21 protein-coding genes are annotated in these 24,518 nt (G+C 66.0%); 16 read left to right on the top strand and 5 right to left on the bottom strand.

Going from position 1 to position 24,518, the window contains the following annotated elements; genetic code table 11:
* Window positions 1-82: 82 nt before the first annotated feature.
* On the top strand, window positions 83-661 hold the full coding sequence (locus AB0N24_RS16035; RefSeq protein ID WP_364126564.1) for a heme-binding protein: 579 nt from the start codon (window positions 83-85) through the stop codon (window positions 659-661).
* 202 nt (window positions 662-863) lie between these two features.
* On the opposite strand, the gene AB0N24_RS16040 is transcribed toward AB0N24_RS16035, so the two are convergent.
* From AB0N24_RS16040 to AB0N24_RS16050, 3 genes are all read right to left on the bottom strand, one after another.
* Entirely contained in the window at window positions 864-2,048 is a 1,185-nt protein-coding gene (locus AB0N24_RS16040; protein ID WP_364126199.1) for an acetyl-CoA acetyltransferase, read from the bottom strand.
* Window positions 2,045-2,731, bottom strand: a complete 687-nt coding sequence (locus AB0N24_RS16045; RefSeq protein WP_364126202.1) for a CoA transferase subunit B — start codon at window positions 2,729-2,731, stop codon at window positions 2,045-2,047. Before AB0N24_RS16045 ends, AB0N24_RS16040 begins: the two co-directional genes overlap by 4 nt.
* Before the next feature lie 61 nt (window positions 2,732-2,792).
* Window positions 2,793-3,512 (bottom strand): CoA transferase subunit A, encoded by a 720-nt coding sequence (locus tag AB0N24_RS16050; protein WP_364126205.1) that lies wholly within the window; start codon window positions 3,510-3,512, stop codon window positions 2,793-2,795.
* A gap of 209 nt (window positions 3,513-3,721) precedes the next feature.
* Between AB0N24_RS16050 and AB0N24_RS16055 the strand changes: the two genes are divergently transcribed.
* Together AB0N24_RS16055 and AB0N24_RS16060 are read left to right on the top strand one after the other, a co-directional pair.
* Window positions 3,722-4,504 (top strand): IclR family transcriptional regulator, encoded by a 783-nt coding sequence (locus AB0N24_RS16055; RefSeq protein ID WP_364126208.1) that lies wholly within the window; start codon window positions 3,722-3,724, stop codon window positions 4,502-4,504.
* Window positions 4,505-4,618: 114 nt separating this feature from the next.
* Window positions 4,619-5,524 carry an NADP-dependent oxidoreductase gene (locus AB0N24_RS16060; RefSeq protein ID WP_364126211.1) on the top strand — a complete coding sequence of 302 codons (906 nt, stop codon included), beginning with the start codon at window positions 4,619-4,621 and terminating at the stop codon, window positions 5,522-5,524.
* Between the two features lie 113 nt (window positions 5,525-5,637).
* Here the strand turns inward: AB0N24_RS16060 and nadE are convergent, their stop codons facing one another.
* Together nadE and AB0N24_RS16070 are read right to left on the bottom strand one after the other, a co-directional pair.
* A complete protein-coding gene (gene nadE, locus AB0N24_RS16065) occupies window positions 5,638-6,492 on the bottom strand; it encodes an ammonia-dependent NAD(+) synthetase (protein WP_364126214.1) in 855 nt (284 codons plus the stop codon).
* 123 nt (window positions 6,493-6,615) lie between these two features.
* A complete protein-coding gene (locus AB0N24_RS16070; RefSeq protein WP_364126567.1) occupies window positions 6,616-7,641 on the bottom strand; it encodes a LacI family DNA-binding transcriptional regulator in 1,026 nt (341 codons plus the stop codon).
* Window positions 7,642-7,904: 263 nt separating this feature from the next.
* Between AB0N24_RS16070 and AB0N24_RS16075 the strand changes: the two genes are divergently transcribed.
* From AB0N24_RS16075 to manD, 13 genes are all read left to right on the top strand, one after another.
* Entirely contained in the window at window positions 7,905-8,753 is an 849-nt protein-coding gene (locus AB0N24_RS16075) for a sugar phosphate isomerase/epimerase family protein (protein ID WP_214954581.1), read from the top strand.
* Entirely contained in the window at window positions 8,750-9,760 is a 1,011-nt protein-coding gene (locus tag AB0N24_RS16080; RefSeq protein ID WP_364126218.1) for a Gfo/Idh/MocA family oxidoreductase, read from the top strand. The genes AB0N24_RS16075 and AB0N24_RS16080 overlap by 4 nt, the downstream gene beginning before the upstream one ends.
* A gap of 232 nt (window positions 9,761-9,992) precedes the next feature.
* Window positions 9,993-11,516 carry an ABC transporter substrate-binding protein gene (locus AB0N24_RS16085; RefSeq protein ID WP_364126221.1) on the top strand — a complete coding sequence of 508 codons (1,524 nt, stop codon included), beginning with the start codon at window positions 9,993-9,995 and terminating at the stop codon, window positions 11,514-11,516.
* A gap of 6 nt (window positions 11,517-11,522) precedes the next feature.
* On the top strand, window positions 11,523-12,464 hold the full coding sequence (locus tag AB0N24_RS16090) for an ABC transporter permease (protein ID WP_364126224.1): 942 nt from the start codon (window positions 11,523-11,525) through the stop codon (window positions 12,462-12,464).
* The gene (locus tag AB0N24_RS16095) at window positions 12,461-14,317 is read left to right on the top strand and encodes a dipeptide/oligopeptide/nickel ABC transporter permease/ATP-binding protein (protein ID WP_364126227.1); all 1,857 of its coding nucleotides are present in this window, start codon (window positions 12,461-12,463) and stop codon (window positions 14,315-14,317) included. Before AB0N24_RS16090 ends, AB0N24_RS16095 begins: the two co-directional genes overlap by 4 nt.
* Window positions 14,314-15,189 (top strand): ATP-binding cassette domain-containing protein, encoded by an 876-nt coding sequence (locus AB0N24_RS16100; protein WP_364126230.1) that lies wholly within the window; start codon window positions 14,314-14,316, stop codon window positions 15,187-15,189. Before AB0N24_RS16095 ends, AB0N24_RS16100 begins: the two co-directional genes overlap by 4 nt.
* A gap of 50 nt (window positions 15,190-15,239) precedes the next feature.
* Complete coding sequence (locus AB0N24_RS16105; RefSeq protein WP_364126233.1) at window positions 15,240-16,100, top strand: sugar phosphate isomerase/epimerase; 861 nt, start codon at window positions 15,240-15,242, stop codon at window positions 16,098-16,100.
* Window positions 16,101-16,141: 41 nt separating this feature from the next.
* Window positions 16,142-17,308: a Gfo/Idh/MocA family oxidoreductase gene (locus AB0N24_RS16110; protein ID WP_364126236.1), complete on the top strand. Its 1,167-nt coding sequence runs from the start codon at window positions 16,142-16,144 to the stop codon at window positions 17,306-17,308.
* A gap of 145 nt (window positions 17,309-17,453) precedes the next feature.
* Window positions 17,454-18,515, top strand: a complete 1,062-nt coding sequence (locus AB0N24_RS16115; RefSeq protein WP_364126239.1) for a LacI family DNA-binding transcriptional regulator — start codon at window positions 17,454-17,456, stop codon at window positions 18,513-18,515.
* Between the two features lie 189 nt (window positions 18,516-18,704).
* Window positions 18,705-20,111 carry a glucuronate isomerase gene (gene uxaC / locus AB0N24_RS16120; protein WP_364126242.1) on the top strand — a complete coding sequence of 469 codons (1,407 nt, stop codon included), beginning with the start codon at window positions 18,705-18,707 and terminating at the stop codon, window positions 20,109-20,111.
* A complete protein-coding gene (locus tag AB0N24_RS16125; RefSeq protein WP_364126245.1) occupies window positions 20,108-21,541 on the top strand; it encodes a mannitol dehydrogenase family protein in 1,434 nt (477 codons plus the stop codon). The genes uxaC and AB0N24_RS16125 overlap by 4 nt, the downstream gene beginning before the upstream one ends.
* Before the next feature lie 262 nt (window positions 21,542-21,803).
* The gene (uidB, locus tag AB0N24_RS16130; RefSeq protein WP_364126248.1) at window positions 21,804-23,252 is read left to right on the top strand and encodes a glucuronide transporter; all 1,449 of its coding nucleotides are present in this window, start codon (window positions 21,804-21,806) and stop codon (window positions 23,250-23,252) included.
* A gap of 33 nt (window positions 23,253-23,285) precedes the next feature.
* Window positions 23,286-24,515 carry a D-mannonate dehydratase ManD gene (gene manD / locus AB0N24_RS16135; RefSeq protein ID WP_364126251.1) on the top strand — a complete coding sequence of 410 codons (1,230 nt, stop codon included), beginning with the start codon at window positions 23,286-23,288 and terminating at the stop codon, window positions 24,513-24,515.
* Window positions 24,516-24,518 lie beyond the last annotated feature (3 nt).

Below are 24,518 nucleotides of genomic sequence, written 5' to 3' on the forward strand. Positions count from 1 at the left end.
CTGAGCGGAAAGGATGGATTCCAGGCCCGGGGCATGAACCCGGGCAAGTGCCAGAACCCCATTCCAAGGAGAACCCGTGAAGATGTCCAAGAAGATCGCCGCCGCTGCCGCCGGAGCACTGCTCCTGACCGGCGGGCTGACTGCCGCAGCCAACGCCGGGACCGCAGCGGCCGCCCCTGCACCGGCAGCGGCTCCCGCAGCCGTTCCGGCAGCCGACGTCCAGCCGGCCCCGGAAACCGTGGTGGCCCAGAACCGGATCAGCGTCGGTGCCTCCGCAGACGCGGTCAAGGCTGCCCTCGCCAAGTGCCAGGCGGACAAGCTGCCGTTCGTCACGGTTGCCCTGGTGGACAGGTTCGGAACCGTGCAGGCACTCCTCCGCGGCGACAACGCTGCCGAGCACACCATTGAAGCGGCGCAGCAGAAGGCCTACACGGCTGCCGCGTTCGGCACGCCCACCAGTGAGCTTGCCAAGCGCATCAACGGCAACGGGCCCAGCATCGCGGACCTCCCCGGCACGCTCTTCCTGGCCGGCGGGGTCCCGCTCAAGGTCAACGGGGTCTCCGTGGCGGGCATCGGCGTGGGCGGCGCCCCGGACGGTGCGCTGGATGAAGCGTGCGCAACCGCCGGTGCCGAGGCCATTGCCGCTGGCGCCGCGAAGTAGGCTCTGGGCTGATGCGGCAGTTCAGGACATGGCGGAGGACGCGGCAGGTATCGGAGCTCGACCAGCGGCTGATCCGGGCCGCGAAGGCCAACGATGCTGCGACAGTGGCGGAGTTGATCCGGGCACGCTAGCCCAACTGGGTAGCAGCAGATGTCGTTTTGAGGGTTCAAAACGACATCTGCTGCTACCTACTTGGGTGGGGCTAGACCGCTTCGAGCACGCTGACGTAGTTGGCGATGCCCACGCCGCCCATGTTCTGCACGGCAGCGCGGCGGGCCGTGGGCAGCTGCATGCCGCCGGCGGTTCCGGTGAGCTGCATCGCGGCGATGACGTGCTGCGAGACGCCGGTGGCGCCGACCGGGTGGCCCTTGGCCTTGAGCCCGCCCGAAACGTTGATGGGCAGCTTGCCGTTCTTGAACACCCAGCCTTCCTCGATAGCGCGGGCCCCCTGGCCCGGCTCGGTGAGCCCCATGGCCTCGTACATGAGCAGTTCGGCGATGGTGAAGCAGTCGTGCACTTCGGCGAAGTCGAGGTCCGCCAGTCCGACGCCGGCCATCCCCAGCGCCCGCTGCCAGGAAGCCCGCGTGGCCGCGAATTCGGTGGGGTCGCGCCGTTCGGCGGGGAAGAAGTCGTTCGCGTGGCCGAACCCCGCCAGGCGCACCGGCGGAGTGGCCCCGCCGGTCGGTGAGACGGACAGCACGACGGCGGCGGCGCCGTCGGACACGGGGGAGCAGTCGGTGCGGCGCAGCGGATCGGCCACCATCGGGTTCTTGTCCGAGACCGTGCGGCAGAACTCCTCGCCGAGATCCTTGCGGAGCTGCGCATAGGGGTTGTCCACGCCGTTGCGGTGGTTCTTCGCCGCGATGGTGCCCAGGATGTCGCTGACAGGGCCGTAGCGCTTCTCGTAGTGCTTGGCCACTTCGGCGAAGAGGCCAGTGAAGCCGGTGGTGGAGGCCTTGCCGGCCATGTCGTAATCCGCGCCCAGCAGGGCAGAGCCCACAACGTCGGCGCCGGCGTGGGTCATCTTCTCGGCGCCGATGACGAGCACGGTCTTGGCGGTGCCTGCCAGCAGCGACTTGGTGCCCTGCTGGAAGGCGGCCGAGCCGGACGCGCAGGCGTTTTCCACGCGAGTGGAGGGCACGTTGGCCAGCTGATCGGACACCTGCAGCGCGAGCGACGAGGGGAAGGCCAGCGGCATCATGCCGGAGTTGAACTGGCCGAGGTAGATCTCATCGATCTGGCCGGGCTCAATCCCGGCGTTGCCAATGGCCTCGCTGGCCACTTGGACGATCAGGGACTCGAGGGTCTCGTCAGTGAGTTTGCCGAAGCGGCTGTGGCCCCAGCCGGTGAGTAGGACATCTTTTCCGAACTGTTCGCGCAGGCTCATGCCGTGGCTCCTTCAAGGGTGGGGGTTGCGTTCAGGGACGGGGCGACGTCGAAGCGGGCTTCGGTTTTCCCGCGGAGTTCCTCCACGGTGACGCCCGGGGCGAGTCGGGTGAGCGTGAGTTGCCGGCCGCCGTCGGACTTGTCCAAATCAAAAACGGCGAGGTCGCTGATGATCCGGTCCACGCAGCTCAGGCCGGTGAGCGGAAGGGTGCACTCCCTGACGATCTTGGCCGTGCCGTCCTTGGCGTTGTGTTCGGTGAGGACCACAACGCGCGGGGTCCCGGCGACGAGGTCCATGGCGCCGCCCATGCCCTTGACCATCTTGCCGGGGATGGTCCAGTTGGCGAGGTCGCCGCTGCCCGAGACCTGCATGGCGCCCAGGATGGCGACCTTGACGTGGCCGCCGCGGATCATGCCGAAGGACGTGGCGGAGTCGAAGATGCTGCCGCCGGGAAGGACGGTGACGGTCTGCTTGCCGGCGTTGATGAGGTCTGCGTCTTCCTCACCCTCGTAGGGGAACGGGCCCATGCCGAGCAGGCCGTTCTCGCTCTGCAGGACCACGCGCACGCCCTCGGGCAGGTTATTGGCCACCAGCGTGGGGATGCCGATGCCGAGGTTGACGTAGTCGCCGTCGTTGAGTTCTTCGGCCGCGATGGCAGCCATTTCATCCCTGGTCCAGGCCATGGGGTTCTCCTTGGGTTCTTGAAGTCTTGGGGGCTTAAGTGTTCGTTCGCGCTTGGTGGAGCTAGGCCGGAACGGGGTCGGAGGCGCGGGCGCGGACCGTGCGCTGTTCGATGTCCTTGACCCGGCCGCTGGCCTGCACCAGGCGCTGGACGAAGACGCCGGGGGTCACGATGTGGTTGGGATCCAGCGCGCCCGGTTCCACGATGACTTCCGCTTCGGCGATGGTTACGGCGCCTGCCGTGGCCACCACTGGGTTGAAGTTCCGGGCGGTGAAGCGGTAGATCAGATTGCCGTCGATGTCCGCGGTGTGCGCGTGGACCAGTGCGACGTCGGCGCGGATGGCGCGCTCCTGGACGTACGTTTCGCCGTCGAACTCTGCCAGCGGTTTGCCTTCGGCCACCAGCGTTCCCACGCCGGTCTTGGTGTAGAAGGCGGGGATGCCGGCGCCGCCGGCGCGGAGGCGCTCGGCCAGGGTGCCCTGCGGGGTGAACTCCACCTCCAGCTTGCCGGCGAGGTACTGCTCGGCGAAGAGCTTGTTCTCGCCGACATAGGAGGCGATGACCTTGCGGACCTGGCCGGCTTCGATCAGCACACCGAGGCCCTTGCCGTCCACGCCCATGTTGTTGGAGACGACCGTGAGGTCCTTGACGCCGGAATCGCGGACGGCCTCGATCAGGTCCGCCGGGATGCCGCTGAGCCCGAAGCCTCCGACGGCCAGCGTCATGCCGTCCTGCAGCACGTCCTGCAGTGCGGCAGCCGCACCGGATTTCACCTTTGACATTGCATCTCCTCATTGAGCGGGCGGGTTCCGCAGTGCGGTTTCCCCGTGCAGACGGCAATCCACTTTGTGGACTGTTATTCTGGAACTGGAGCGTACGGGGCGGCTGGAGGCGCTGTCAAGGCGCGATTTCCCCGTAATTACGGGCATTTTTACAGTGTGGACGGTAGGCTAGAAAGTATCCATATTGTGGATAGTTCGAAGGGAGAATGATGAATTCAGTACCGGTCCAGGGCGCACAAGTCGTCAGCCGTGTCGCGTCCCTGCTGCGCATTGTCGGACGGAAACCGGAAGGTTCCCCGCTTGTGGAACTCGTCCGGGAATCGGGCCTCACGCGGCCCACGGTCCACCGGCTGCTTTCCTCCCTGGCCTCCGAGGGCCTGCTGGACCAGGAACCGCAGAGCGGCAACTGGGTGCTGGGCCCGGAAATCCTGCTGATGGGTTCCGTTGCCTCCGCCCGCTTTCCGCTGGAGGACATTGCCCGGCCCAGCCTGCGCCGGCTCGCCGAGGAGACCGGTGAAAGCGCCTTCTTCTCCATCCGCCGCGGAGCGGAAACAGTGTGCCTGCTCCGGGAGGAAGGCAGCTTCCCGGTGCGCTCCTTTGTGCTGCACGAGGGCGTCCGGTTTCCGTTGGGGGTGGCGTCCGCCGGAACTGCGATCATGGCGTTCCTGCCTGAAGCCGAACAGGAGGAACTGTTCGCCGGCTGGACCGCCCACGCCGGCACCTTCGCCGCGGCGCACACCGAGGCCCTTGTCCGGGAGAACCTGGCAAAGACCCGGCAGGCGGGCTACTCGGTCAATCCCGGCCTGGTCCTAGAGGGCAGTTGGGGCATGGGTGCAGCGGTTTTCGACCAGCGCGGACGGCCGGCCTGGGCGTTGTCGCTGACCGGGATCGAGCCTCGGTTCCGGGGCGAACGGCAGGAGACCCTGGGCCGTCTCCTGATGGAGGAAGCACACCGGATCTCCACGCTGCTCAATCGCCCGCCAGGGGCCTGAGCATCGCCTACCTCTGCCAAGTTGACCCATCTGCAGGCGCTTGCGCACACATCCGATGTGCAAGATGCTGGCAACATAGGCGGCAACGGCGTCGAGCCTAAGGAGCGCAGCCTCATGAAAAGCATCAAGATGTTGTTCGATCACTACGGCAGCCCGGACGTCGTCACCGCGGGCGAAGAAGAGCAGCCACTTCCGGGTCCCGGCGAGGTGCAGGTGGGCGTCCGCGCCGTCGCCGTCAACCCGATGGACTGGAAGCTCGTGGCGGGCTACCTGGAGCCCTACTTCCCGCTGCAGCTCCCGGCTGTTCCCGGCTGCGAAGCGGCCGGAACGGTGACCGCCGTCGGCCCCGGCGTGACCGGGTTCGAGATAGGCGATGAGGTCATCTGGAACGGCATGGCCGGTGGCTACCGCGCCGTCGCCAATCTTCCGGCCGCCCAGCTGACACCCAAGCCGGCCGGCATCGATTTTGAGCAGGCGGCCTGCATGGCGATAGCGGGCGGCGCAGCCTACTCGGCTCTGGTCCAGCTGGGCATCGGTGTGGGGGACACGGTCCTCATCCACGGCGCGGCGGGCGGTGTCGGCTCGGCCTGCGTCCAGATTGCGCGGGACCTCGGCGCCCGCGTCATTGGGACCGCCTCGGAGCAGAACCATGACTACCTGCGCGGGCTCGGAGCCGAACCCGTGGCCTACGGCGAAGGGCTCGTGGAGCGCGTCCGCTCCCTGGGCAGCATCACCGCCGTAGTGGACACTCTTGGCGGGGAGGAGACGACGGCGGCAACAGTCGAGCTGCTGGGCGGTCACGGCACCGCGGTAACCACCGTGTCCGGCAAGGAGTCCAATGCCGCCGGAATTGCACCGGTCCGGCTGCTGGACGGACGGGCGGCGGACGCGGCCCGGCTCGCTGCCGACGGGAAGCTCCGCTTCGACATCCAGGAGCGGATCCCCCTCACCGAAGCGGCCCGGGCGCTGGGCCTCAGCCGCGGGGGCCACGTCCGGGGCAAGCTCGTGCTGATCCCGTAATTGGAGGCGGGTTGATGCCCGGCCGTCGTGGGGCACTTTGACACGGACACGCCGGCGTTTGGGGCCGAATCGGTCCAGCCAGGGTCCAAAGTGCCCCGGTTCGGCCTGCAGGCCTACAGCCCGACCCGGGGCTCCTCCGGGCCCTGGCCCCTCCACCAGGTGTCGAAGATGGTGACCGGGACCGTGCGCTTGTGACGGGTGCGGAGGTATTTCTGCTCGATGGATTCGGCCACGGCGTCAGGGACTTCCCGGCCCTCGAGGTAGTCGTCGATCTGGTCGTAGCTGATGCCCAGCTCGTCTTCGTCCGTGCGGCCCGGCTTGCCGTCGAGGAGGTCGGCCGTGGGGACCTTCTCCCAGATCCGGGCCGGGGCGCCGAGCTCGGCGAGGAGTGCCCGGTTCTGGCGCTTGTTCAGCCCGAACAGCGGCAGGATGTCCGCGCCGCCGTCGCCGTATTTGGTGAAGAAGCCCGTGACTGACTCGGCGCCGTGGTCGGTTCCGATGACCAGGTAGTTGTGCTCGCCGGCGAGGGCGTACTGCGCGATCATGCGGGTGCGGGCCTTGGTGTTGCCCTTGTGGAAGTCGGAGATCCCGTTGCCCACGGTCTTCTCGAACTCTTCCTCGAAGCCGTCCACTGCGGCGGAGATGTTGAAGGTCCACTCCGTCTTGGCCTGGATGAAGTCGAGGGCGGCCTGGGCGTCGTCCTCGTCGTGCTGCACGCCGTAGGGCAGGCGGACGGCCACGAAGTTGGCTTCGACGCCGTCGGCCGCGAGTTCTTCGACGGCAAGCTGGGCCAGCCGGCCGGCGAGGGACGAATCAAGGCCTCCGGAGATGCCCAGGACGAAGCCCCTGGTGTGCGTTGCCTTGAGGTATTCCTTCAGGAACGTGACGCGTTTGCGCACCTCCCCGGCGGGATCGATCCGGGGCTGGACGCCCATTTCTTCAATGATGATGGCCTGGAGTTCGCGCATGTGATCCAGACTAGTCAGCAGTGTCAACCATGCTCAACTGTGTCCCACCGAGTCGGTCGCGGAGTCACCGAGTCGGCGCGGAGTTACCGAGTCGGGCGCGGACTCACTGCGCCGGGCGCGGAGTTACTCCGCTGTCGGACCAGGCACAGGACCGGGCGCAAGCGCAGGCCCGGTGGAGCCGCGGACGGTCAGATGCGTGGGCATCACGGACCGGCTGCGGGTGCCGCCGCCCGCCAGCGGGTTCAGCTGGGCCAGCAGCATGGAGACTGCCACGCGGCCGGCCTGTTCGATCGGGGAGGCCATGGTGGTCAGCGGCGGATTGCAGAAGTCGGCGCCGAAGATGTCGTCGCAGCCCACAATGCTCATGTCCTGCGGAACACGGATGCCGCGTTCGCGGAGGCGCTGGAGCATTCCGATGGCGATGAGGTCGTTGAACGCGATGCAGGCCGTCACCCCGCTGTGCACGGCGGCGTCCGCGGCTGCTGCGCCGGACTGGGTCTTGGGCGCGAACGGCCCCAGCCTGCGCACCTCGACGCCGCGTTCCTTGGCTGCCTCGGACAGGGCGGTCCAGCGCCGCGTGCTGGACTGGGACGTGGCCGGTCCGGCGATGTAGGCAATCCGGGTATGGCCCAGCGAGATGAGGTGGTCGAGGGCCTGGCTCGTGGCGGACGGCGTGTCAATGAGAACCGCAGGGATGCCGGGGACGTCGCGGTTCATGGTGACCATGGGCATTTTTGCCGCCGCGGCCAGGAGGGCTTCGTCGGTGAGCCGGGAGGCGGCCACCACTATTCCGTCCGCACTCTTGCGGAGCTGTTCCATGGTGCTGGCCTCCACCTCGTCCGATTCCTCCGTGTCCACCAGCAGCTGGGTGTAGCCGGCGGCCTTGAGCTGGAGCTGGGTGCCCCGGATGAGGTCGAAGTAGAAGGGGTTGGTGATGTCCGGGACCAGCACCCCCACTGCTCCTGTGCGGCCGGAACTCAGTGCCTTCGCCTGGCTGTTGGGGATGTAGTGCAGCTGGGCGGCGGCCGCTTCGATGCGCTGGCGCGTCCGGATGTTGACGCGGTCCGGCGAGGAGAGCGCCCGCGAAACGGTGGAGGCCGCCACACCGCAGAGCGCGGCGATGTCGTGGATGGTGGGCGGGCGGTCCATTGCTGCTGGTTGCGTCGTAGCCACGGCGCTCCTCTCTGAACGTGGTGGCCGGGCCGTGAGCCGGGTCGGATGGACGGGCCTGTGACTGCCGCCACAGATCCGGTCAGCAAAGAATGCCACAGATTGTCAGAGTTTGGCAATCGGTTGTCATTTGAAGCCAAGGCTAGCTAAACTGAGCTGGACACCGTTTGTGAACTGCGTCACCGCACTGGAGCCCGAAGCGGAGCTGCCAGCGCGGCGGCCGCGAAACCCAGGAGATCCGCGTGAGCAAAACAACAACCGCAGTCTGGCCCCTTTCAGGTTTCGGCGATGAGATAGACCCGGATCCCGCGGTGCAGGCTGCCGTATTGCTGGCACTGGGCGCGAGCCACATCGAGGTCCGCAGCGCCTGGGGCACCAATGTCTCCGAGCTGGAACCGGAGCAGGTTGCCCGGCTGAAGGAGATCCTCGACGAAAAAGGCCTCAAAGTCTCGGCAGTGGCCAGCCCCATCGGCAAGGTGGATGTGAGCCTGCCGGCGGAACACGAGCTGGAACGCCTCCGACAGATCATCTCCGTGGCCAAGGGCCTGGACACCAAGTACATCCGCGTCTTCTCGTTCTACCGGGCGGAAGACCGCAGCGCCGAAGATATCCGCGAGGACGTCCTGGCCCGCATGGGCGCGCTGGCAGCGCTCGCGGAAGAGTCCGACGTCGTGCTTCTGCATGAAAACGAAAAGGGCATCTACGGCGATACACCCCAGCGCGTGCTGGACATCATGGAGTCCGTGGGCTCCCCGGCGCTCCGCATCGCCTGGGACAACGCCAACTTCGTCCAGGTGGGTGTTAAGCCCTACACCGAGGGCTACGCCATGCTGCGCCCGTACCTTGAGTACTTCCAGGTCAAGGACGCGCTCTCCACCACGGGCGAAGTGGTGCCCTCCGGCGAGGGCGACGGCGAACTGGACGCCACCATCGCCGCCCTCAAGGCCGACGGCTTCACCGGTTTCGCGTCGCTGGAACCCCACCTGGCCAGCGCCCACGAGCTGGGCGGCTTCTCCGGTCCGGTGGCCTTCGGCATCGCGGCACGCGCCTTCGCTGCGCTCGCGGCGAAGAACGGGGTTGAACTCTCGTGAGCACGACGGCGGCGGTCATCGGCTGCGGCGATGTTTCGGCTGTGCACTTCGAAGCGGTTGCAAAGCTCGACGGCGCCACGCTGGTTGCGGTCTGCGATGCGGATCCGCAGCGGCTGGCCGCCGCTGTGGCCGCCTATGGCGTGCCCGGTTTCGCCGACCACCAGAGCCTTATCGAGGCGGTCCGGCCGGACGTGGTGCATATCTGCACCCCGCATGACCGGCATGCCTCGGTGGCCGCGGACTGCCTGGAGCGCGGCGTCAACGTCATCGTGGAGAAGCCACTGGCCCACACCCTGGCAGAAGGCCGGCGGCTGGTGGAAGCCGCGTCGGCGGGCGGGGCGAAAATCGCGGTGTGTTTCCAGAACCGTTACAACGCCACGGCGCAGGCGATGCACGCGCTGCTGTCGTCGGGCGAGCTGGGGGTTGTGGTGGGGGCCTCGGCAACAGTGATGTGGCAGCGCTCCGCCGACTACTACGAAAACCGGCCGTGGCGGGGGACCTGGGCCGGCGGCGGAGGCGGGCTGATGATGAATCAGGCCATCCACACCGTGGACCTGCTGCAGTGGCTGGTGGGCGACGTTGTCACGGTCACGGGAAATGCTTCCACTCGCTTCCTGGGCGGCACCATCGAGGTGGAGGACACTGCGGAATTCGTGGCGGAACATGCCAACGGTGCCCGAAGCGCGTTCTATGCCACCCTGGCCAATGCCTTCAATGCGCCGGTGACACTCGATGTGGTCACCGAGAAGGCGGTCCTGTGCCTGCGTGGCGACCTCACCGTCACCCATGATGACGGGCGCGTGGACGTCATTCCGGAGCGCAAGAGCGACTCCGGCGGCCGGTCCTACTGGGGTGTCTCGCACGAGCTGCTGATCAGCGACTTCTACAGCCGGCTGGACGAGGCGGAGCCGTTCTGGATCAGCCCTGCTGAGGCCGAAAAATCGCTGCGCATCATCAAGGATGTCTACCGGCAGAGCTACCCGGAGTCGGCCGAGCTGGTGTCCTGAGGCGTGGCCGTAATGGCGCCTGGGGCCTTTGCCGCAGCAACCGGTTGCTGCCCCTTATGTGCTCCGGCAGCTCTTCATTTCCGAACTCTCAAAGTTTTTCGGCAACTCTTTTGACAATCGGTTGCCAAAGCGGGCAACAGTGCGTACGCTGAATCCCACAAGGCCAGTGTGGCCCACGCCACACTGGCTGCATTTCGCAAGTCTCACGTTCCACGGACACTAGGAGCCAACAATGAAGTTAGGTCCCAAGGCGGCAGCTGCCGCCATCATCGTCAGCGCGGCGCTTGCGCTGACCGGTTGCGGCGGCGGCGCCGGAGCGGGCTCAAACGCCGCTGCTCCAACATCACTCACCTTGGGCACCCTCCGCGACATCACTTCCTGGGATCCTGCCCAGGCCCACGTCGGCCATGCCCTGCAGCCGTACCAGGCAGCGTATGACACCCTGATCCTGCGGGAGCCGGACGGCAAGCTCAGCCCCATGCTGGCCACGGCATGGAAGTACAACGACACCAACACCAAGCTCACCGTGGACCTCCGGACCGACGTCACGTTCAGTGACGGTGCCAAGTTTGACGCCACAGCAGCCAAGGCCAACCTGGACCACTTCAAGAAGGCGAACGGTCCCCAGATGGCCCAGCTGGGGTCTGTATCCGACATCGCCGTGGTGGACGCGGACACCATCGACATCAACCTCAGTGCAGCAGAGCCCGCCTTGGAATACTTCCTGAGCCAGGCAGCTGGCCTGATGGGAAGCCCCGCAGCACTGGGCACTGACGCCATCAAGACCGTACCGGTGGGCTCCGGCCCGTACGTGATGGACAAGGCAGCCTCAGTGAAGGACTCCCAGACGGTCTTCACAGCCCGCGACGGCTACTGGAACAAGGACCTGCAGAAGTACAAGAAGCTGACCCTAAAGATCCTTACCGATCCCACGGCACGTACCAATGCCCTCGTTTCCGGCCAGGTTGACGCCACCCTCCTGGACCCCAAAAGCGGTAAGCAGGCCGAGGGCGCCAAGATGAAGCTTGAAGCGAACCAGGTTGACTGGTCCGGCTTGCTCCTCCTGGACCGGGATGGCACCAAGAACCCGGCCCTGGCCAACGTCAAGGTCCGTCAGGCAATCAACCACGCATTCGACCGCAAGACCATCCTGGAACAGGTCATGCTCGGCCAGGGGACTCCCACCTCCCAGCCGTTTGGCAAGGACAGCGGTGCCTGGACTGAAGAGCTCGAAAACTATTACAGCTACGATCCCGCCAAGGCCAAGCAACTCCTGAAGGAATCCGGCTTCGAAGGCAACGTGACTATCGACGTCCCCACACTTCCGGGAGCTGAAACGCTCATCTCGGTTCTCCAGCAGCAGCTCGCCGACGTCGGAATTACCCTGAAGCCGGGCGCCGCGATCACCAACACCTTCACCGCGGACGTCGCAGCGCAGAAATACCACGCATTGTTCTACAACCTCTTCCAAGGTGAGCCCACGGTAGCGATCGACCAGATCGTCTCCACCAAGGCCCTCTACAACCCGTTCAAGAACACCACCCCGGAGCTTGAGGCCAAGATCCAGGCTGTACGCACAGGTGGCGAGGAAGCCGGCAAGCTGGCCCAGGACGTCAACAAGTACGTGGTGGAACAGGCGTGGTTCGCGCCGCTGTTTCGTGTGAACCAGATGTACTACCACAACGACAAAGTGAACGTCACCCCGCAGGCACAGCAGGCCGTTCCGTCCATCTACAACTACTCGCCCGCCAAGTAGGACTCCATGATCAAGTTCATTGCGAAAAGGCTGGGCAGCGGGTTGGTGGTGTTGTTCGTAGTCTCGGCACTCACCTTCACGTTGCTGTACACCTCCAGCGGCAGCATTGCCCGGAACATCCTCGGTGACCAGGCCACTCCGGAGCAGGTTGCCCTGAAGGAACAGGAGCTGGGACTCGACCAGCCCCTCGTGACCCGTTACTTCGCCTGGTTAGGCGACGCCCTCTCAGGAAACCTTGGAGCTTCGTGGTTCACCTCGGAACCGGTGTCCAGCTCCCTGGCTACGCGTATCCCGGTGACCATGACGATGGTTTTCACCGCAATGATCCTGATCGCCATCTGCGCAGCACTGATCGGTGTTGCCGCAGCCGTCAAGCGCGGCTGGGTGGACAGGGTGGTCCAGGTGGGCGCGATCGTTGGCGACTCCATCCCGGGGTACGTGATCGGCGTGTTGCTCGTGACCATCCTGGCCATCCAGCTGGGCTTCTTCCCGGCCACCAGCACCATCTCTCCTGAGGTGGGTCCGGAGGCCTGGGTCTATTCGATGACCCTTCCGGTCATTGCACTGCTCATCAACGGCGTGACTGGCGGAGCGCAGCAAATCCGCAGCGCCGTGATCAAGCAGCTCGAGCGCGACTACGTCAGGACACTCCGCAGCCGGGGCATCGGAGAGCGGGAAATCCTCTTCAAGCACGTGCTGCGCAGCGCGGCACCGGCAGGCCTGACCGTCTTGAGCCTTCAGCTGATCGGCATGCTGGGCGGCGTGGTGATCATCGAGCAGATCTTCGCCCTTCCAGGAATGGGACCGCTCGCGGTCACCGCCACCGGCCAGTCCGATCTTCCCGTGGTCATGGGAGTGGTCATGTACACCGTGGTGGTGGTCATCGTGGTGAACCTCCTGGTGGACATCCTCAATGGTTGGCTCAACCCGAAAGTGCGTGTGTCATGAGCGATTCCGTAGAAACAGCGGTGGTAGCCGCACCAGTGGCCACCGGCCAGAGCGGCACAGTAGTCCGTTCCACCGTGATGCGCCGCCTCATCAGGAACCCGATGGGCATCGCCTCGCTGGTGATCCTGGGATCCATCGCCTTGCTGGCCATCTTCGCCCCCGTCCTGGCCCCGTTCGAGGAGAACTTCGCGAACATCACCAAGACCCTGGCACCTGCAGACTCGGTGAACATCCTGGGCACGGACAGCGCCGGACGCGACACCTGGAGCCGCCTGCTCTTCGGTGCACAGCTCACGCTGTTGTCCGCACTCCTGTGCGCCGGTGTTGCCATCGCCATCGGCCTCCCGGCCGGCCTGATCGCCGGCTACTACGCCGGGAAGTTCGAGGCCGTCTCCAACTGGGTGGTCAGCATCCTCATGAGCCTGCCGGGCCTGATCGTGCTGCTCACCATCCGCGCCGCGTTCGGACCCTCGGTCTGGATTTCGATGATCGCCTTCGGCGTCCTCATCAGCCCGTCCTACTTCCGGCTGACCCGCACCGCGGTCCAGTCTGTACGCAATGAGCTCTACGTCGACGCCGCCAGGGTTTCCGGGCTCTCCGACTGGAGCATCATCGTCCGCCACATCTTCTCCGTGGTCCGCGCACCCATCATCATTCAGACCGCGGCCATTGCCGGCGTGGCCATTGCCATCCAGTCCGGACTCGAGTTCCTGGGACTCGGCGATCCCACCAAGGCAACCTGGGGCGTGATGCTCTCCGAAGGCTTCAAGAACGTCTACCTGACCCCGACGCTGCTCTTCTGGCCCGCCCTTGCCATGGCGCTCACTATCGGCGGCCTGGTGCTGCTCGGCAACGCCATCCGCGACGCGTTGGAAGACGGCGAAAAGATCAAGCACCGCAGGAAAAGGGCCGCGTCTTCGGCCACGGGAGCGAGCCCGACGGCGGGACCCGCCGCGGCGCGCCCGTCGCGTAAGTCCGTAGCCGCCGTCGATGCCGGAACCGAGCACCACCTCGTAAAGGTGACCAATCTCGGCGTCGGCTACCCGCAGGCCGACGGCTCCATCAAGAAGGTGGTGGACGATGTGTCCTTCCACGTGGACCGCGGTGAGATCCTGGGCATCGTGGGTGAATCCGGTTCGGGGAAGTCCCAGACGGCGTTCTCCATCCTCGGCCTGCTGCCGGACAATGCCCGCATTGTGGGCGGCGCCATCCAGTTCGATGGCAACTACACCGTGGCCCCGGGCGACGAACGCGTCAACCAGGCGCGGCTGTCCAAGCTGCGGGGCAAGCGGATCTCCTATATTCCGCAGGAGCCCATGAGCAACCTGGACCCCGCCTTCACCATCGGCTACCAGCTCGTCACGCCCATGGTGCGGGTCCTCGGGATCTCCAAGGAGGAGGCCCGCAGGCGTGCGCTGAAGCTGCTGACCGACGTCGGGATCGCCAGCCCGGAACGGACGTTCAGCGCGTACCCGCACGAAGTCTCCGGGGGCATGGCCCAGCGTGTGCTGATCGCCGGGGCCATCAGCTGTGAACCGGACCTGGTGATCGCCGACGAGCCCACCACCGCCTTGGACGTCACGGTGCAGGCCGACGTGCTGGACCTCCTGCGCGAGCTCCAGCAGCGCCTGAACATCGGCATCATCCTGGTGACGCACAATTTCGGTGTGGTGGCGGACCTCTGCGACCGCGTAGCCGTGATGCAGAACGGCCGGCTCGTGGAGGAAGGATCCGTCCGCGACATCCTCCGGAACCCGAAAGAGCAGTACACCCGGACTCTTCTGGCCTCGATGCTCGAAGGAAAAACCCCCATGTCCATGCTTGTATCCAGCCAGAAGGAGCCGGTCGCATGAGCACCACGCAGAACGCCCCGCTGCTGACAGTGGACAACCTCGTTGTGGAATACCCCAGCAAGAAGTTCCGGGCCAAGCCGTTCAGGGCCCTGACGGACATCAACATCTCCATCGGCCAGGGCGAGACCCTTGGCCTGGTGGGGGAGTCCGGCTCCGGCAAGACCACGCTGGGCCGCGCGGTCCTGGGCCTCGCCCCGGTCACGGCCGGCAAAATCACCTTCGAAGGCAAGGACATCAGCCACGCCACTCGCAGGCAGCGGCGAACCCTGAGCCGCGACCTCCAGGTGGTTTTCCAGGATCCGTACACCTCGCTCAACCCCGCCCTGGAGATCGGTGACATCCTCGCCGAACCCCTCGGCGTGCAGGGCATGTCCCCAGCCGAGGCGAAGAAGCGCGTCACGGAACTCCTGGACCAGGTGGGTCTGCCCGCGGACGCCATCCACCGCCTGCCTCGCGAGTTCAGCGGCGGCCAGCGCCAGCGGGTGGCCATCGCCCGTGCCCTGGCCCTCTCGCCCAAGCTGATCGTCTGCGACGAGCCCGTCAGCGCATTGGACCTCTCCACCCAGGCCCGGGTCCTTGACCTGTTCCTGCAGATCCAAAAGGACACGGGTGTTTCGTACCTGTTCGTCTCCCACGACCTTGACGTCGTGCGGCACATCAGCCACCGTGTGGCCGTGATGTACCACGGCGAAATCGTCGAACAGGGACCGGCCGAGATCGTTACCCGCGACCCCGAGCACCCTTACACGCAGCGCCTCCTGCTGGCGTCCCCGGTACCCGATCCGGACCGGCAGGAACAGCGCCGGGCGGATCGTCACCGACTGCTGGAAAGCCAGCGCCATCAGATTGAACAGGCCGGAGCCCTCGCCTGAGGGTAGGCGCAGGATTTAACACACACCAAGTACGACAACGGAGGAATAACGTGGCCAAAATAGGCGTGCAGGCGATGATGCTGAAGGACAGCTTCGCGGAGATCGGCGCGTTTGAAACGCTCCGCAAGGTAAGCGCGATCGGTTACAACGCCGTCGAAATTTCCCAGATCCCGATGACACCGGAGAACGTGGCCGAACTGGACCGCTCCCGTTCGGAGCTGGGCATGGACATCGCGGCGTTGTCCGTCGCGATGGAAACCCCCAAGGGCCGCCCCGGCGATTCGCTCCAGGACCACTTCGACAAGATCGTGGACGACGCGAAGCGCCTGAACTCAAAGCTCCTGCGGATTGGCATGCTGCCGTTCCCGGCAATGAAGTCGATCGGTGCAGTCGTTGACTTCGCGAAGCAGGCCAACGAATACGCCGAACGCCTGCAGGAACAGGGCCTCGGCCTGTACTACCACAACCACCACATCGAGTTCGCGAAGTTCGACGGCAAATACATGCTGGACATCATCGCCGAGAACTCCCCGGCCATGGGCATGGAAATCGACGTGCACTGGGTACAGCGCGGAGGCCTCGACCCCGTCCGGACCCTGGAAAAGTACGCCGGGCGCACCGCCATGGTGCACCTGAAGGACTACCGGATCGGCCAGATGCCGCAATCAGCTTTCGGACTGCTGGATTCAGGCGACGTCATGGGATTCATGGCGGAGTTCAAGAATGTGGTCCAGTTCGCCGAAGTGGGCGAAGGCAACCTGGACTTTCCCTCGATCATCCCTGCCGCGCAGGCAGCCGGAGCCGAATACATGCTGGTGGAACAGGATGAACTGTACGGCCGCACCGTCTGGGATGCGCTGCAGACCTCCCACGACAACCTGGTGGCCATGGGCCACGCCGACCTCTTCTAAGACTTCCCAGACTCAGCACCAACGAATACGGAGATTCAACAATGACCAAGAAAGTACGCCTCGGCATTATCGGCCTGGGCCAGCAGGGCGGAGCCTACGCCAGGTTCATCGCGGAGGGCATGGTTCCCAACATGGAGATCGGCGCCATCTGCGACGTCGATCCCGCGAAGAAGGAACTGGCCTCGGCCACATACCCGGAAGTTCCCTTCTACGACGACTACATCGCCATGCTGGAAAGCGGCGACGTGGACGCCGTCGTCACCTGTGTTCCGCACTTCCTGCACCCCGAGATGGGTATCGAGACCCTCAAACGCAACATCCACGCGCTCGTGGAGAAGCCGGCCGGCGTCTACACCAAGCAGGTCAAGGAGCTCAACGAGTTTGCCGCGGGCAAGCCCGAGCTGTCCTTCGCGATCATGTTCAACCAGCGCAACAACCCGCTGTACCGGAAACTCAAGGAAATCGTCGAGAACGGCGAGATCGGTGCCATCCGCCGCAGCAACTGGATCATCACCAACTGGTGGCGTCCGCAGGGCTACTACAACTCCAGCGAATGGCGCGCCACCTGGGGCGGCGAAGGCGGCGGCGTCCTGGTCAATCAGGCACCGCATCAGCTGGACCTGTGGCAGTGGATCTGCGGCGTTCCGAAGTCCGTCTACTCGAAGGTTGCGTACGGCTTCCGCCGCGACATCGCCGTGGAGGATGAAGTCACTGCTGTTGTGGACTACGGCAACGGCGCCACCGGTGTCTTTGTCACCGCCACCCACGACCTCGTGGGAACCGACCGCTTCGAGATCCTGGGCGACCAGGGGAAGATCGTCGTCGAAAACTCCAAGACTGCCACCGTCACCCGCCTGAAGAAGCCCGAGCGTGAACTGAGCGACGCCATGGATATGGACGATGTCCGCAAACTCTTTATGGGCGAGCTGAATCCGGAGCAGTACTACACCACCGAAGTCATCGAATTCGAGTCTGTCTGGGGCGGCCAGCACGCCGGCGTCCTGGAGAACTTCGCGGCCAACATCCTGGATGGCACCCCGCTGCTGGCCCCGGGATCGGACGGCATCAACGGGGTCCGCCTGGCCAACGCCATCCACCTCTCCAGCTGGACCGGCACGGAAGTCGGGTTGGACTTCGACGAGGATGTGTTCCTTGCCGAGCTGAACAAGCGCATCGCGGACGAAGGCAAGTTCCCCGAGCGCTCCTAGACCGCCCGCTAGCTCACCCGCGGCACCCCGCGCGGCAACCGCTGGCCATCCCAAGCCCAACTGGGTCGCAGTTAATGTCGTTTTGGGCCGCTCATAACGACATTAACTGCGACCCAGTTGGGTTGTTTCCTCGTAGGATGGGGCGGTGACTGAACCCAAGACGCCGGAAGTTGCCGCAACAACAGCGCCGGCCAAAAAGCACGCCCGGGACGGCAAGCCCAACGCCACCATTTACGACATTGCCAAGGTTGCCGGCGTCAACCCGTCCACGGTTTCCCGCGCGCTCAGCAAACCGGGCCGGGTCAGCGCCAAGACGCAGAAACTCATCGAGGATGCCGCCGCCGAACTGAACTACCAGGTCAACCCGTTCGCACGCGCCCTCCCCACCGGGCGCACCAACACGTTCGGGCTGATCGTCGCGGACATCACCAACCCCACGTTCTTCGACATCATCCGCGGAGCGGAAACCACCGCCACCCTGCGGGACTACACCCTGGTCCTGGCCGAATCCGCCGAGTCCGCCGTCACCGAACTGACCGCCGCCCGCCGGATGATGGCCACCGTGGACGGCCTGATCCTTGCCAGCCCGCGCATGGACGACGACGACATCCGCACCCTCGCCCGCGACAAGCCCGTGGTGGTCATCAACCGCGAGGTCGACGGCGTGCCGTGCGTGGTGCCCGACGTGAACAAGGGCATCAGCGAGGCTGTCCGCAGCCTGGCCGCCAACGGGCACCACAAGGTTGCCTTTGTTGCCGGGCCGGCGCAGTCCTGGATGTCCGCCCGACGCTGGGAAGGCGTGCAGGCCGCCTGCGAATGGTCCCGGATCGAGGCCGTGCGGCTGGAATCCACCAAGCCCACGGTCGACGGCGGCCGGCAGGTGGCGCGCGACGTCCGGGCCAGCGGGGCGACAGCGGTGCTGACCTACAACGACCTCCTGGCCATCGGCCTCATGCAGGAACTCCAGGCCGCGGGCATGGTGGTTCCGGACCAGATCAGCATTGTGGGCTTCGATGACATCTTCGGGGCGGATTTCACCACGCCGCCGCTCACCACCGTGCGGTCGCCGCTGGGCGAGTGCGGCTCGGGCGCTGCCGCACTGCTGCTTGACCTCCTGCACGGCACGGGGGAGCCAGCCGGAACGCTGCGCGTCGAAACGGAGCTGGTGCTGCGCGGCTCGAGCGGGCGGCTCCTGCCCACGGGCTAGCTTTTCGCGCCCGGGACACCGAATCGGTCCAGGGACACCCGAATTAGCGTGTCCCCAGGCCGAATCGGCGTCCTCAGCCCGGATCTGTGTCCGCACGCGCACCTCGCCACCCACAAACCTGCCGCAACCAAGATGGCAATTTATGGCAACCGGTTGACAAAAGGCGGCTGCAGACCCGACCATTGAGCTATGTCACAGTCGATTGCAGCCAACCCAGACCGGCTCCTGCCCGCGGATCCCGGAACGCGCAGCATTGCGCGCGACCTCCTGCAGCGCGTCCAGGACCTGCCCATCATTTCCCCGCACGGGCACGTTGACGCCGCAGTCATCGAGCACAACACCCCCTTCCCGGACCCGGCGGCGCTGCTGGTCAGCCCGGACCACTACGTCACCAGGCTGATCCACGCCAGCGGCGTCCCGCTGGACCGGCTGCGCGGCTCGAACACCTCGGAGCCGGACTCCCGCACCGTCTGGCGCGAGTTCTGCCAGGCCTGGCCGCTGTTCGAGGGCACCGCCTCCGGCTACTGGCTCCGCACCCAGTTCGACAGCGTCTTCGGCCTCCAGCAGGAGATCAGCGCCGAAACTGCCGATGCCAGCTACGATGCCATTTCCGCCAAGCTGCTGGAGCCCGGCTTCCGGCCCCGCCAGCTCTTCAAGGACTTCAACATCGAGGTGCTGGCCACCACGGACGACCCCCTGGACAGCCTCGCCAGCCACAAGGCGATCGCCGAGGACCCCACGTTCCACGGACGCGTCCTGCCCACCTTCCGCCCGGACGCCTACCTGAACATCGCCCACCCCGCCTGGTCCGCGAACGTTGACCGGCTCATCGCGGCAGCGGGCGACGGCGCCACCGGCTATGCCGGCTACATCGCCGCCCTGCAGAACCGGCGTCGTTATTTCGTGGACCACGGCGCCGTCTCCGCCGACCACGGTGTCCGTACCCCCGCAACGCTGAAGCTCGACGCCGGCGATGCGGCGAAGCTGTTCGACCGGGCCCGGTCGGGCCAGGCCACGGCCCGAGACCGCGAAGACTTCGAAGCCCACATGATGTACCAGATGGCGCGGATGTCCGTGGAGGACGGCCTGGTGATGACCATCCACCCGGGGTCGTACCGCAACCACCACGAACCCACCTTCAACGCCTACGGCGCCGATACGGGCCACGACATCCCGTTCGCCGTCAATTACACCGAGGCGATCCGTCCGCTGCTGCAGGACTTCGGCACCGCCAAGGACTTCCACCTGGTGCTCTTCACCCTGGACGAGACCGTGTTCTCCCGCGAACTCGCTCCGTTGGCAGGCTTCTACCCGTCCGTGTACCTCGGCGCCCCGTGGTGGTTCCTGGACGCGCCGGACGCCATGTTGCGCTTCCGTTCGGCCGTTACCGAGACTGCCGGCTTCTCCCGCTCGTCCGGCTTCATCGACGACACCCGCGCCTTCTGCTCCATCCCGGCACGGCACGATGCGTCCCGCCGGATCGAGGCCTCCTTCCTGGCCAGGCTCGTGGCCGAGCACCGCGTCAGCGAGGACCGCGCCCATGAACTGATCGTCGACCTCGTCGACGGCTCGCCCCGAAGGGTGTTCAAGCTGTGAGCCTCGAACTGCAGCCTGAGGCGCAATCCGCCGTCGACCATCCCCAACTCAACCGCCGCCTGCGCCCGTCCGCCAAGGCGCCGGTGCGGATCGTCCACCTGGGGCTGGGCGCCTTCCACCGCTCGCACCAGGCCTGGTTCACGCACCAGGCGTCCGACGCCGCGGACTGGGGCATCGCCGCCTTCACCGGCCGCCGCCCCGACGCCGCGCTGGCCCTGGCTGAACAGGACGGGCTGTTCACCGTGGTGGAACGCGCCGACGGCGGGGACTCGTTCACCGTGGTCAGCAGCATCGTGGAGGCCGTGGACGGTGCGGATGTGCAGCGGCTGGAGGGGCTGGTTGCCGCTCCCGCCACCGTCGTCGTCACGCTGACCATCACCGAAGCGGCGTACGGGCTCGGCGCCGACGGGCACCTCGACCGGACCGCGTCCGACGTCGTTGCCGACCTCGCGGTACTGGCATCCGGCAGCGGAAACCCGACGACGCCGCTGGGCCGGCTGGTGCTTGCCCTCGCCGCCCGCCGGGCTGCCGGGTCCGGGCCGCTCGCGGTCGTCTGCTGTGACAACCTCTCCAACAACGGCACCGTGGCGCACAACGCAGTGGCAGGCATGGCCGGGGCGTGGGACGCCGGCCTGGCCGAATGGATCGACGCCAACATCAGCTTCGTCAGCACCTCGGTGGACCGCATCACTCCGCGGACAACCGACGCGGACATTGCCGCCGTCCAGGCCGCGTGCGGCTACCGCGACAGTTCGCCCGTGGTGGCCGAGCCCTTTTCCAACTGGGTGCTCAGCGGGGACTTCCCGGCCGGGCGGCCGCGCTGGGAAGACGCCGGTGCCGTGTTCGTGGCAGACATCGAGCCGTACGAGAACCGCAAACTCTGGCTTCTGAACGGCGCGCACTCGCTGCTTGCCTACGCGGGCCAGCTTCGCGGCCACACCACCGTGGCCCAGGCCTTGGCGGACCCGCTGTGCCTCCAGGCCGTAGAAAGGTTCTGGGACGAGGCGGAAGCCAACCTTTCCGGGCCGGACGGAAATGCTGCGGACCTGCAGATCCCGGCCTACCGGGCCGCCCTGCTGGCACGCTTCAGCAACGCCCGGATTGCCCACCACCTCGCGCAGATCGCCATGGACGGCAGCACCAAGCTCCGGATGCGCGCCGTTCCGGTGCTGCAGGCCGAGCGCGCCGCGGGCAGGTCCGGTGCGGCCGCCGCGCTCATGCTTGCCGCCTGGATGGACTACAGCGCCGCCGCCGCCGCGTTCCAGGATCCCTTGGCTGACCAGGTGGCCACAGCAAACCGGCTCAGCGGTACGGAGCGGATCCGTGCCCTGCTTGGCCTGGTGGATCCGGCGCTGGCCGGGGACGCCGCCGTCGTGGAGCTGATTGAAGACCTGTGCGGAACGTTCGGGGAGCTGGCTGTCTCCCCGTAGCGTCCTCCGTACGTGCGCTGATGCCCGGCCCCCGGATTAAGGGGAGCCGGGAATTGGTGTTTAATGAACTTTCAACAAATTAATGGCAACCGCTTGCCAAATGATTGCCAAGTGATTAGGATTACAACAAGAGCCAAAACCGGCATCCCGGGAATCGCACCCGCCGGAGGCCCACGACTTTTCACAGCATCACCACCCCAAGCATTTTCACAATTTTTTCGCCGGCTCCACGGGGGCGGCACCGGGTAAAGGAGCCCAAATCATGAAAAAGCTGAGCAAGCTAAGCATCGTCGGCTACGGCGCCGGGGATGCAGCCAACAATCTCGCCTTCACCACCGCCACCATGTTCCTTCTCGTCTACTACACGGACGTTGCAGGAATCTCGGCCGCCGCTGCAGGTACCCTGCTGCTGGTCGTCAGGATCTTTGACGCGTTCGCCGATGTCTTTGCCGGCCGCATGGTGGACCGCACCTTCAGCAAGCGCTTCGGGAAGTTCCGTCCGTTCATCATGTTCGGCTCCATCCCGCTGCTGCTCCTGAGCGTTGCAACCTTCTCCATCCCGCAGCTGGGCGAGTCCGGAACCCTGCTCTACGCCTACGTCACCTACGCGGCCCTTGGCCTGGCCTACAGCCTGGTCAACATTCCGTACGGCTCCCTCGCCGGCGCCATGACCCAGGAGCCGGGGGAGCGCGCCAAGCTGGGATCGGCCCGCATGGTCGGAGGCCTGCTGGTGGGTTCGGCCCTCGGCATCTTCGTCGCCCCGCTCATTAAGCCCGGCGCCGACCTGCAGGCAACCTTCACCACCATCACGCTGGTATTCGTGGCGATCGGTGCAGCCCTCTACTTCTTCACCGTCATGACCGCCAAGGAACGCGTCCACCGCGCCGTCCCCAACGTCTCGGTCAAGCAGAGCATGAACACGCTCAAGGGCAACAAGCCCCTCCTGATGCTGTGCATCAGCTCCTTCTTCTTCCTTTCGGGCTACCTGGCGCTGACGTCGGTGCAGCTGTACTACCTGCGCGACGTCCTGGGGCGCCTTGACCTGTACCCGGTCCTGTCCATCATCCAGCTGGTGTTCACTTTCGTGCTGGCCGCGTTCATGCCCAGGCTGGTCCGCTCCATCGGCAAGAAGCGCGTCTACATCTACTCGTCGCTGCTCACCGTCATCGGCGGCGCCATCATCTTCTTCACTCCGGCCAGCCAGGTCTGGATGGGCTTCACCGGCCTGGTGATCAGCCTCCTCGGTGTCCTCGCCGTCAACATCGTGGTGTGGGCACTGGAAGCCGACACCGTGGAATACGGAGAATGGAAGACCGGCGTCCGCACCGAGGGCATCACCTACGCGCTGTTCTCCTTCACCCGCAAAACCGGCCAGGCCGTGGGCGGAGCGCTCGCCGCATACGCACTGGCATTGGGCGGCTACAAGTCCGGCGCCGTGCAGACCGCGGACGCAGTGTTCGGAATCCAGCTCGCCGCCGGCGCCATCCCGGCCGTGCTGACCATCCTGGCCGTGCTGGTCATGTCCAAGTACAAGCTGACGGACGCCATGCACGCCGAGATCCTGGCCGAGATCCGGTCCCGCCGCGTGGACGGAGGGACCAGTGTTCCCGGAAGCGGCCCTTCCGGCGCTGAACCGTCCGCCGGCGCCGAACCGTCCCGCGCAGCCGAGGCCACCGCGGCCGCCAAGCCGTTCGCCGCCACCTCCAACTAAGCCCCGACCCAGCCCCGCTCGAAAGGAATAGCTGTGAAAATCATTGCCGCGGAAGTCTTCGTGACAAGCCCGTCCCGTAACTTCGTGACCCTCCGGATCACCACGGAGGACGGCGTGACCGGCATCGGTGACGCCACCCTGAACGGCCGCGAGCTCGCCGTCGCCGCGTACCTCAAGGAACACGTCGCGCAGCTGCTGATCGGCAAGGACCCGCACCGGATCGAGGACACCTGGCAGTTCCTGTACCGCAGCTCATACTGGCGCCGCGGCCCGGTGACCATGGCAGCGATCGCCGCGGTGGACATGGCGCTCTGGGACATCAAGGGCAAGATCGCCGGGATGCCGGTCTACCAGCTCCTCGGCGGGGCATCCCGCAACGGCCTGCGCGCCTACGGCCACGCCTCCGGCGCGGACATCCCGTCCCTGTTCGACTCGGTCCGCGAGCACCTGGAACTCGGCTACAAGTCCGTCCGCATCCAGACCGCAGTCCCGGGCATCAAAGCCGTCTACGGCGTCGCCGCCCAGGCCCAGGCCTCGGGTGAACGCTACGACTACGAGCCCGCCGGGCGCGGCGCGTTCCCGGTGGAGGAGGACTGGGACACCCGGGCCTACCTGCGCCACCTGCCGTCCGTGTTCGAGGCCGTCCGGAACGAGTTCGGCCCGGAGCTGCCGCTGCTGCACGACGGCCACCACCGCATGACCCCGATCCAGGCCGCCAAGCTCGGCAAGGCCCTGGAACCCTATGACCTGTTCTGGCTCGAGGACTGCACCCCGGCCGAAAACCAGGAGGCCCTGCGCCTGGTCCGCCAGCACACCACCACCCCGCTGGCCATCGGCGAAATCTTCAACACCGTGTACGACTACCAGACCATCATCAAGGAACAGCTGATCGACTACGTCCGGGCAGCCTCCACGCACTTCGGCGGGATCTCCCCGCTGAAGAAGGTCATGGACTTCGCCGCGCAGTACCAGATCAAGTCCGGCTTCCACGGCCCCACCGACATCTCCCCGGTGGGCTTCGCCGCCCAGCTGCACGTGGGCCTGGCCATCCACAACTACGGCATCCAGGAATACATGCAGCACTCCGACGCCACCAACACGGTGTTCGAGCAGTCCATGACGTTCGTGGACGGCTACCTGCACCCGGGCGACAAGCCGGGCATCGGCGTCGAATTCAACGAAGAGGCCGCCGCAACGTACCCGTACCAGCAGGCCTACCTGCCGTACAACCGGCTGGTGGACGGCACCGTCCATGACTGGTGACAA

Source organism: Arthrobacter sp. NPDC093128, from assembly GCF_040683875.1.
Classification (GTDB): Bacteria; Actinomycetota; Actinomycetes; order Actinomycetales; family Micrococcaceae; genus Arthrobacter.

What these genes read in the sequence shown, in the direction of transcription:
- AB0N24_RS16035 (WP_364126564.1), top strand. Translation starts at nt 83, where the DNA reads ATGTCCAAGAAGATCGCCGCCGCTGCCGCCGGAGCACTGCTCCTGACC.
- AB0N24_RS16040 (WP_364126199.1), bottom strand. Translation starts at nt 2,048, where the DNA reads ATGAGCCTGCGCGAACAGTTCGGAAAAGATGTCCTACTCACCGGCTGG.
- AB0N24_RS16050 (WP_364126205.1), bottom strand. Translation starts at nt 3,512, where the DNA reads ATGTCAAAGGTGAAATCCGGTGCGGCTGCCGCACTGCAGGACGTGCTG.
- AB0N24_RS16095 (WP_364126227.1), top strand. Translation starts at nt 12,461, where the DNA reads ATGAGCGATTCCGTAGAAACAGCGGTGGTAGCCGCACCAGTGGCCACC.
- AB0N24_RS16060 (WP_364126211.1), top strand. Translation starts at nt 4,619, where the DNA reads ATGAAAAGCATCAAGATGTTGTTCGATCACTACGGCAGCCCGGACGTC.
- AB0N24_RS16090 (WP_364126224.1), top strand. Translation starts at nt 11,523, where the DNA reads ATGATCAAGTTCATTGCGAAAAGGCTGGGCAGCGGGTTGGTGGTGTTG.
- AB0N24_RS16110 (WP_364126236.1), top strand. Translation starts at nt 16,142, where the DNA reads ATGACCAAGAAAGTACGCCTCGGCATTATCGGCCTGGGCCAGCAGGGC.
- AB0N24_RS16085 (WP_364126221.1), top strand. Translation starts at nt 9,993, where the DNA reads ATGAAGTTAGGTCCCAAGGCGGCAGCTGCCGCCATCATCGTCAGCGCG.
- uxaC (WP_364126242.1), top strand. Translation starts at nt 18,705, where the DNA reads ATGTCACAGTCGATTGCAGCCAACCCAGACCGGCTCCTGCCCGCGGAT.
- AB0N24_RS16070 (WP_364126567.1), bottom strand. Translation starts at nt 7,641, where the DNA reads ATGGACCGCCCGCCCACCATCCACGACATCGCCGCGCTCTGCGGTGTG.
- uidB (WP_364126248.1), top strand. Translation starts at nt 21,804, where the DNA reads ATGAAAAAGCTGAGCAAGCTAAGCATCGTCGGCTACGGCGCCGGGGAT.
- AB0N24_RS16100 (WP_364126230.1), top strand. Translation starts at nt 14,314, where the DNA reads ATGAGCACCACGCAGAACGCCCCGCTGCTGACAGTGGACAACCTCGTT.
- AB0N24_RS16045 (WP_364126202.1), bottom strand. Translation starts at nt 2,731, where the DNA reads ATGGCCTGGACCAGGGATGAAATGGCTGCCATCGCGGCCGAAGAACTC.
- nadE (WP_364126214.1), bottom strand. Translation starts at nt 6,492, where the DNA reads ATGCGCGAACTCCAGGCCATCATCATTGAAGAAATGGGCGTCCAGCCC.
- AB0N24_RS16055 (WP_364126208.1), top strand. Translation starts at nt 3,722, where the DNA reads ATGAATTCAGTACCGGTCCAGGGCGCACAAGTCGTCAGCCGTGTCGCG.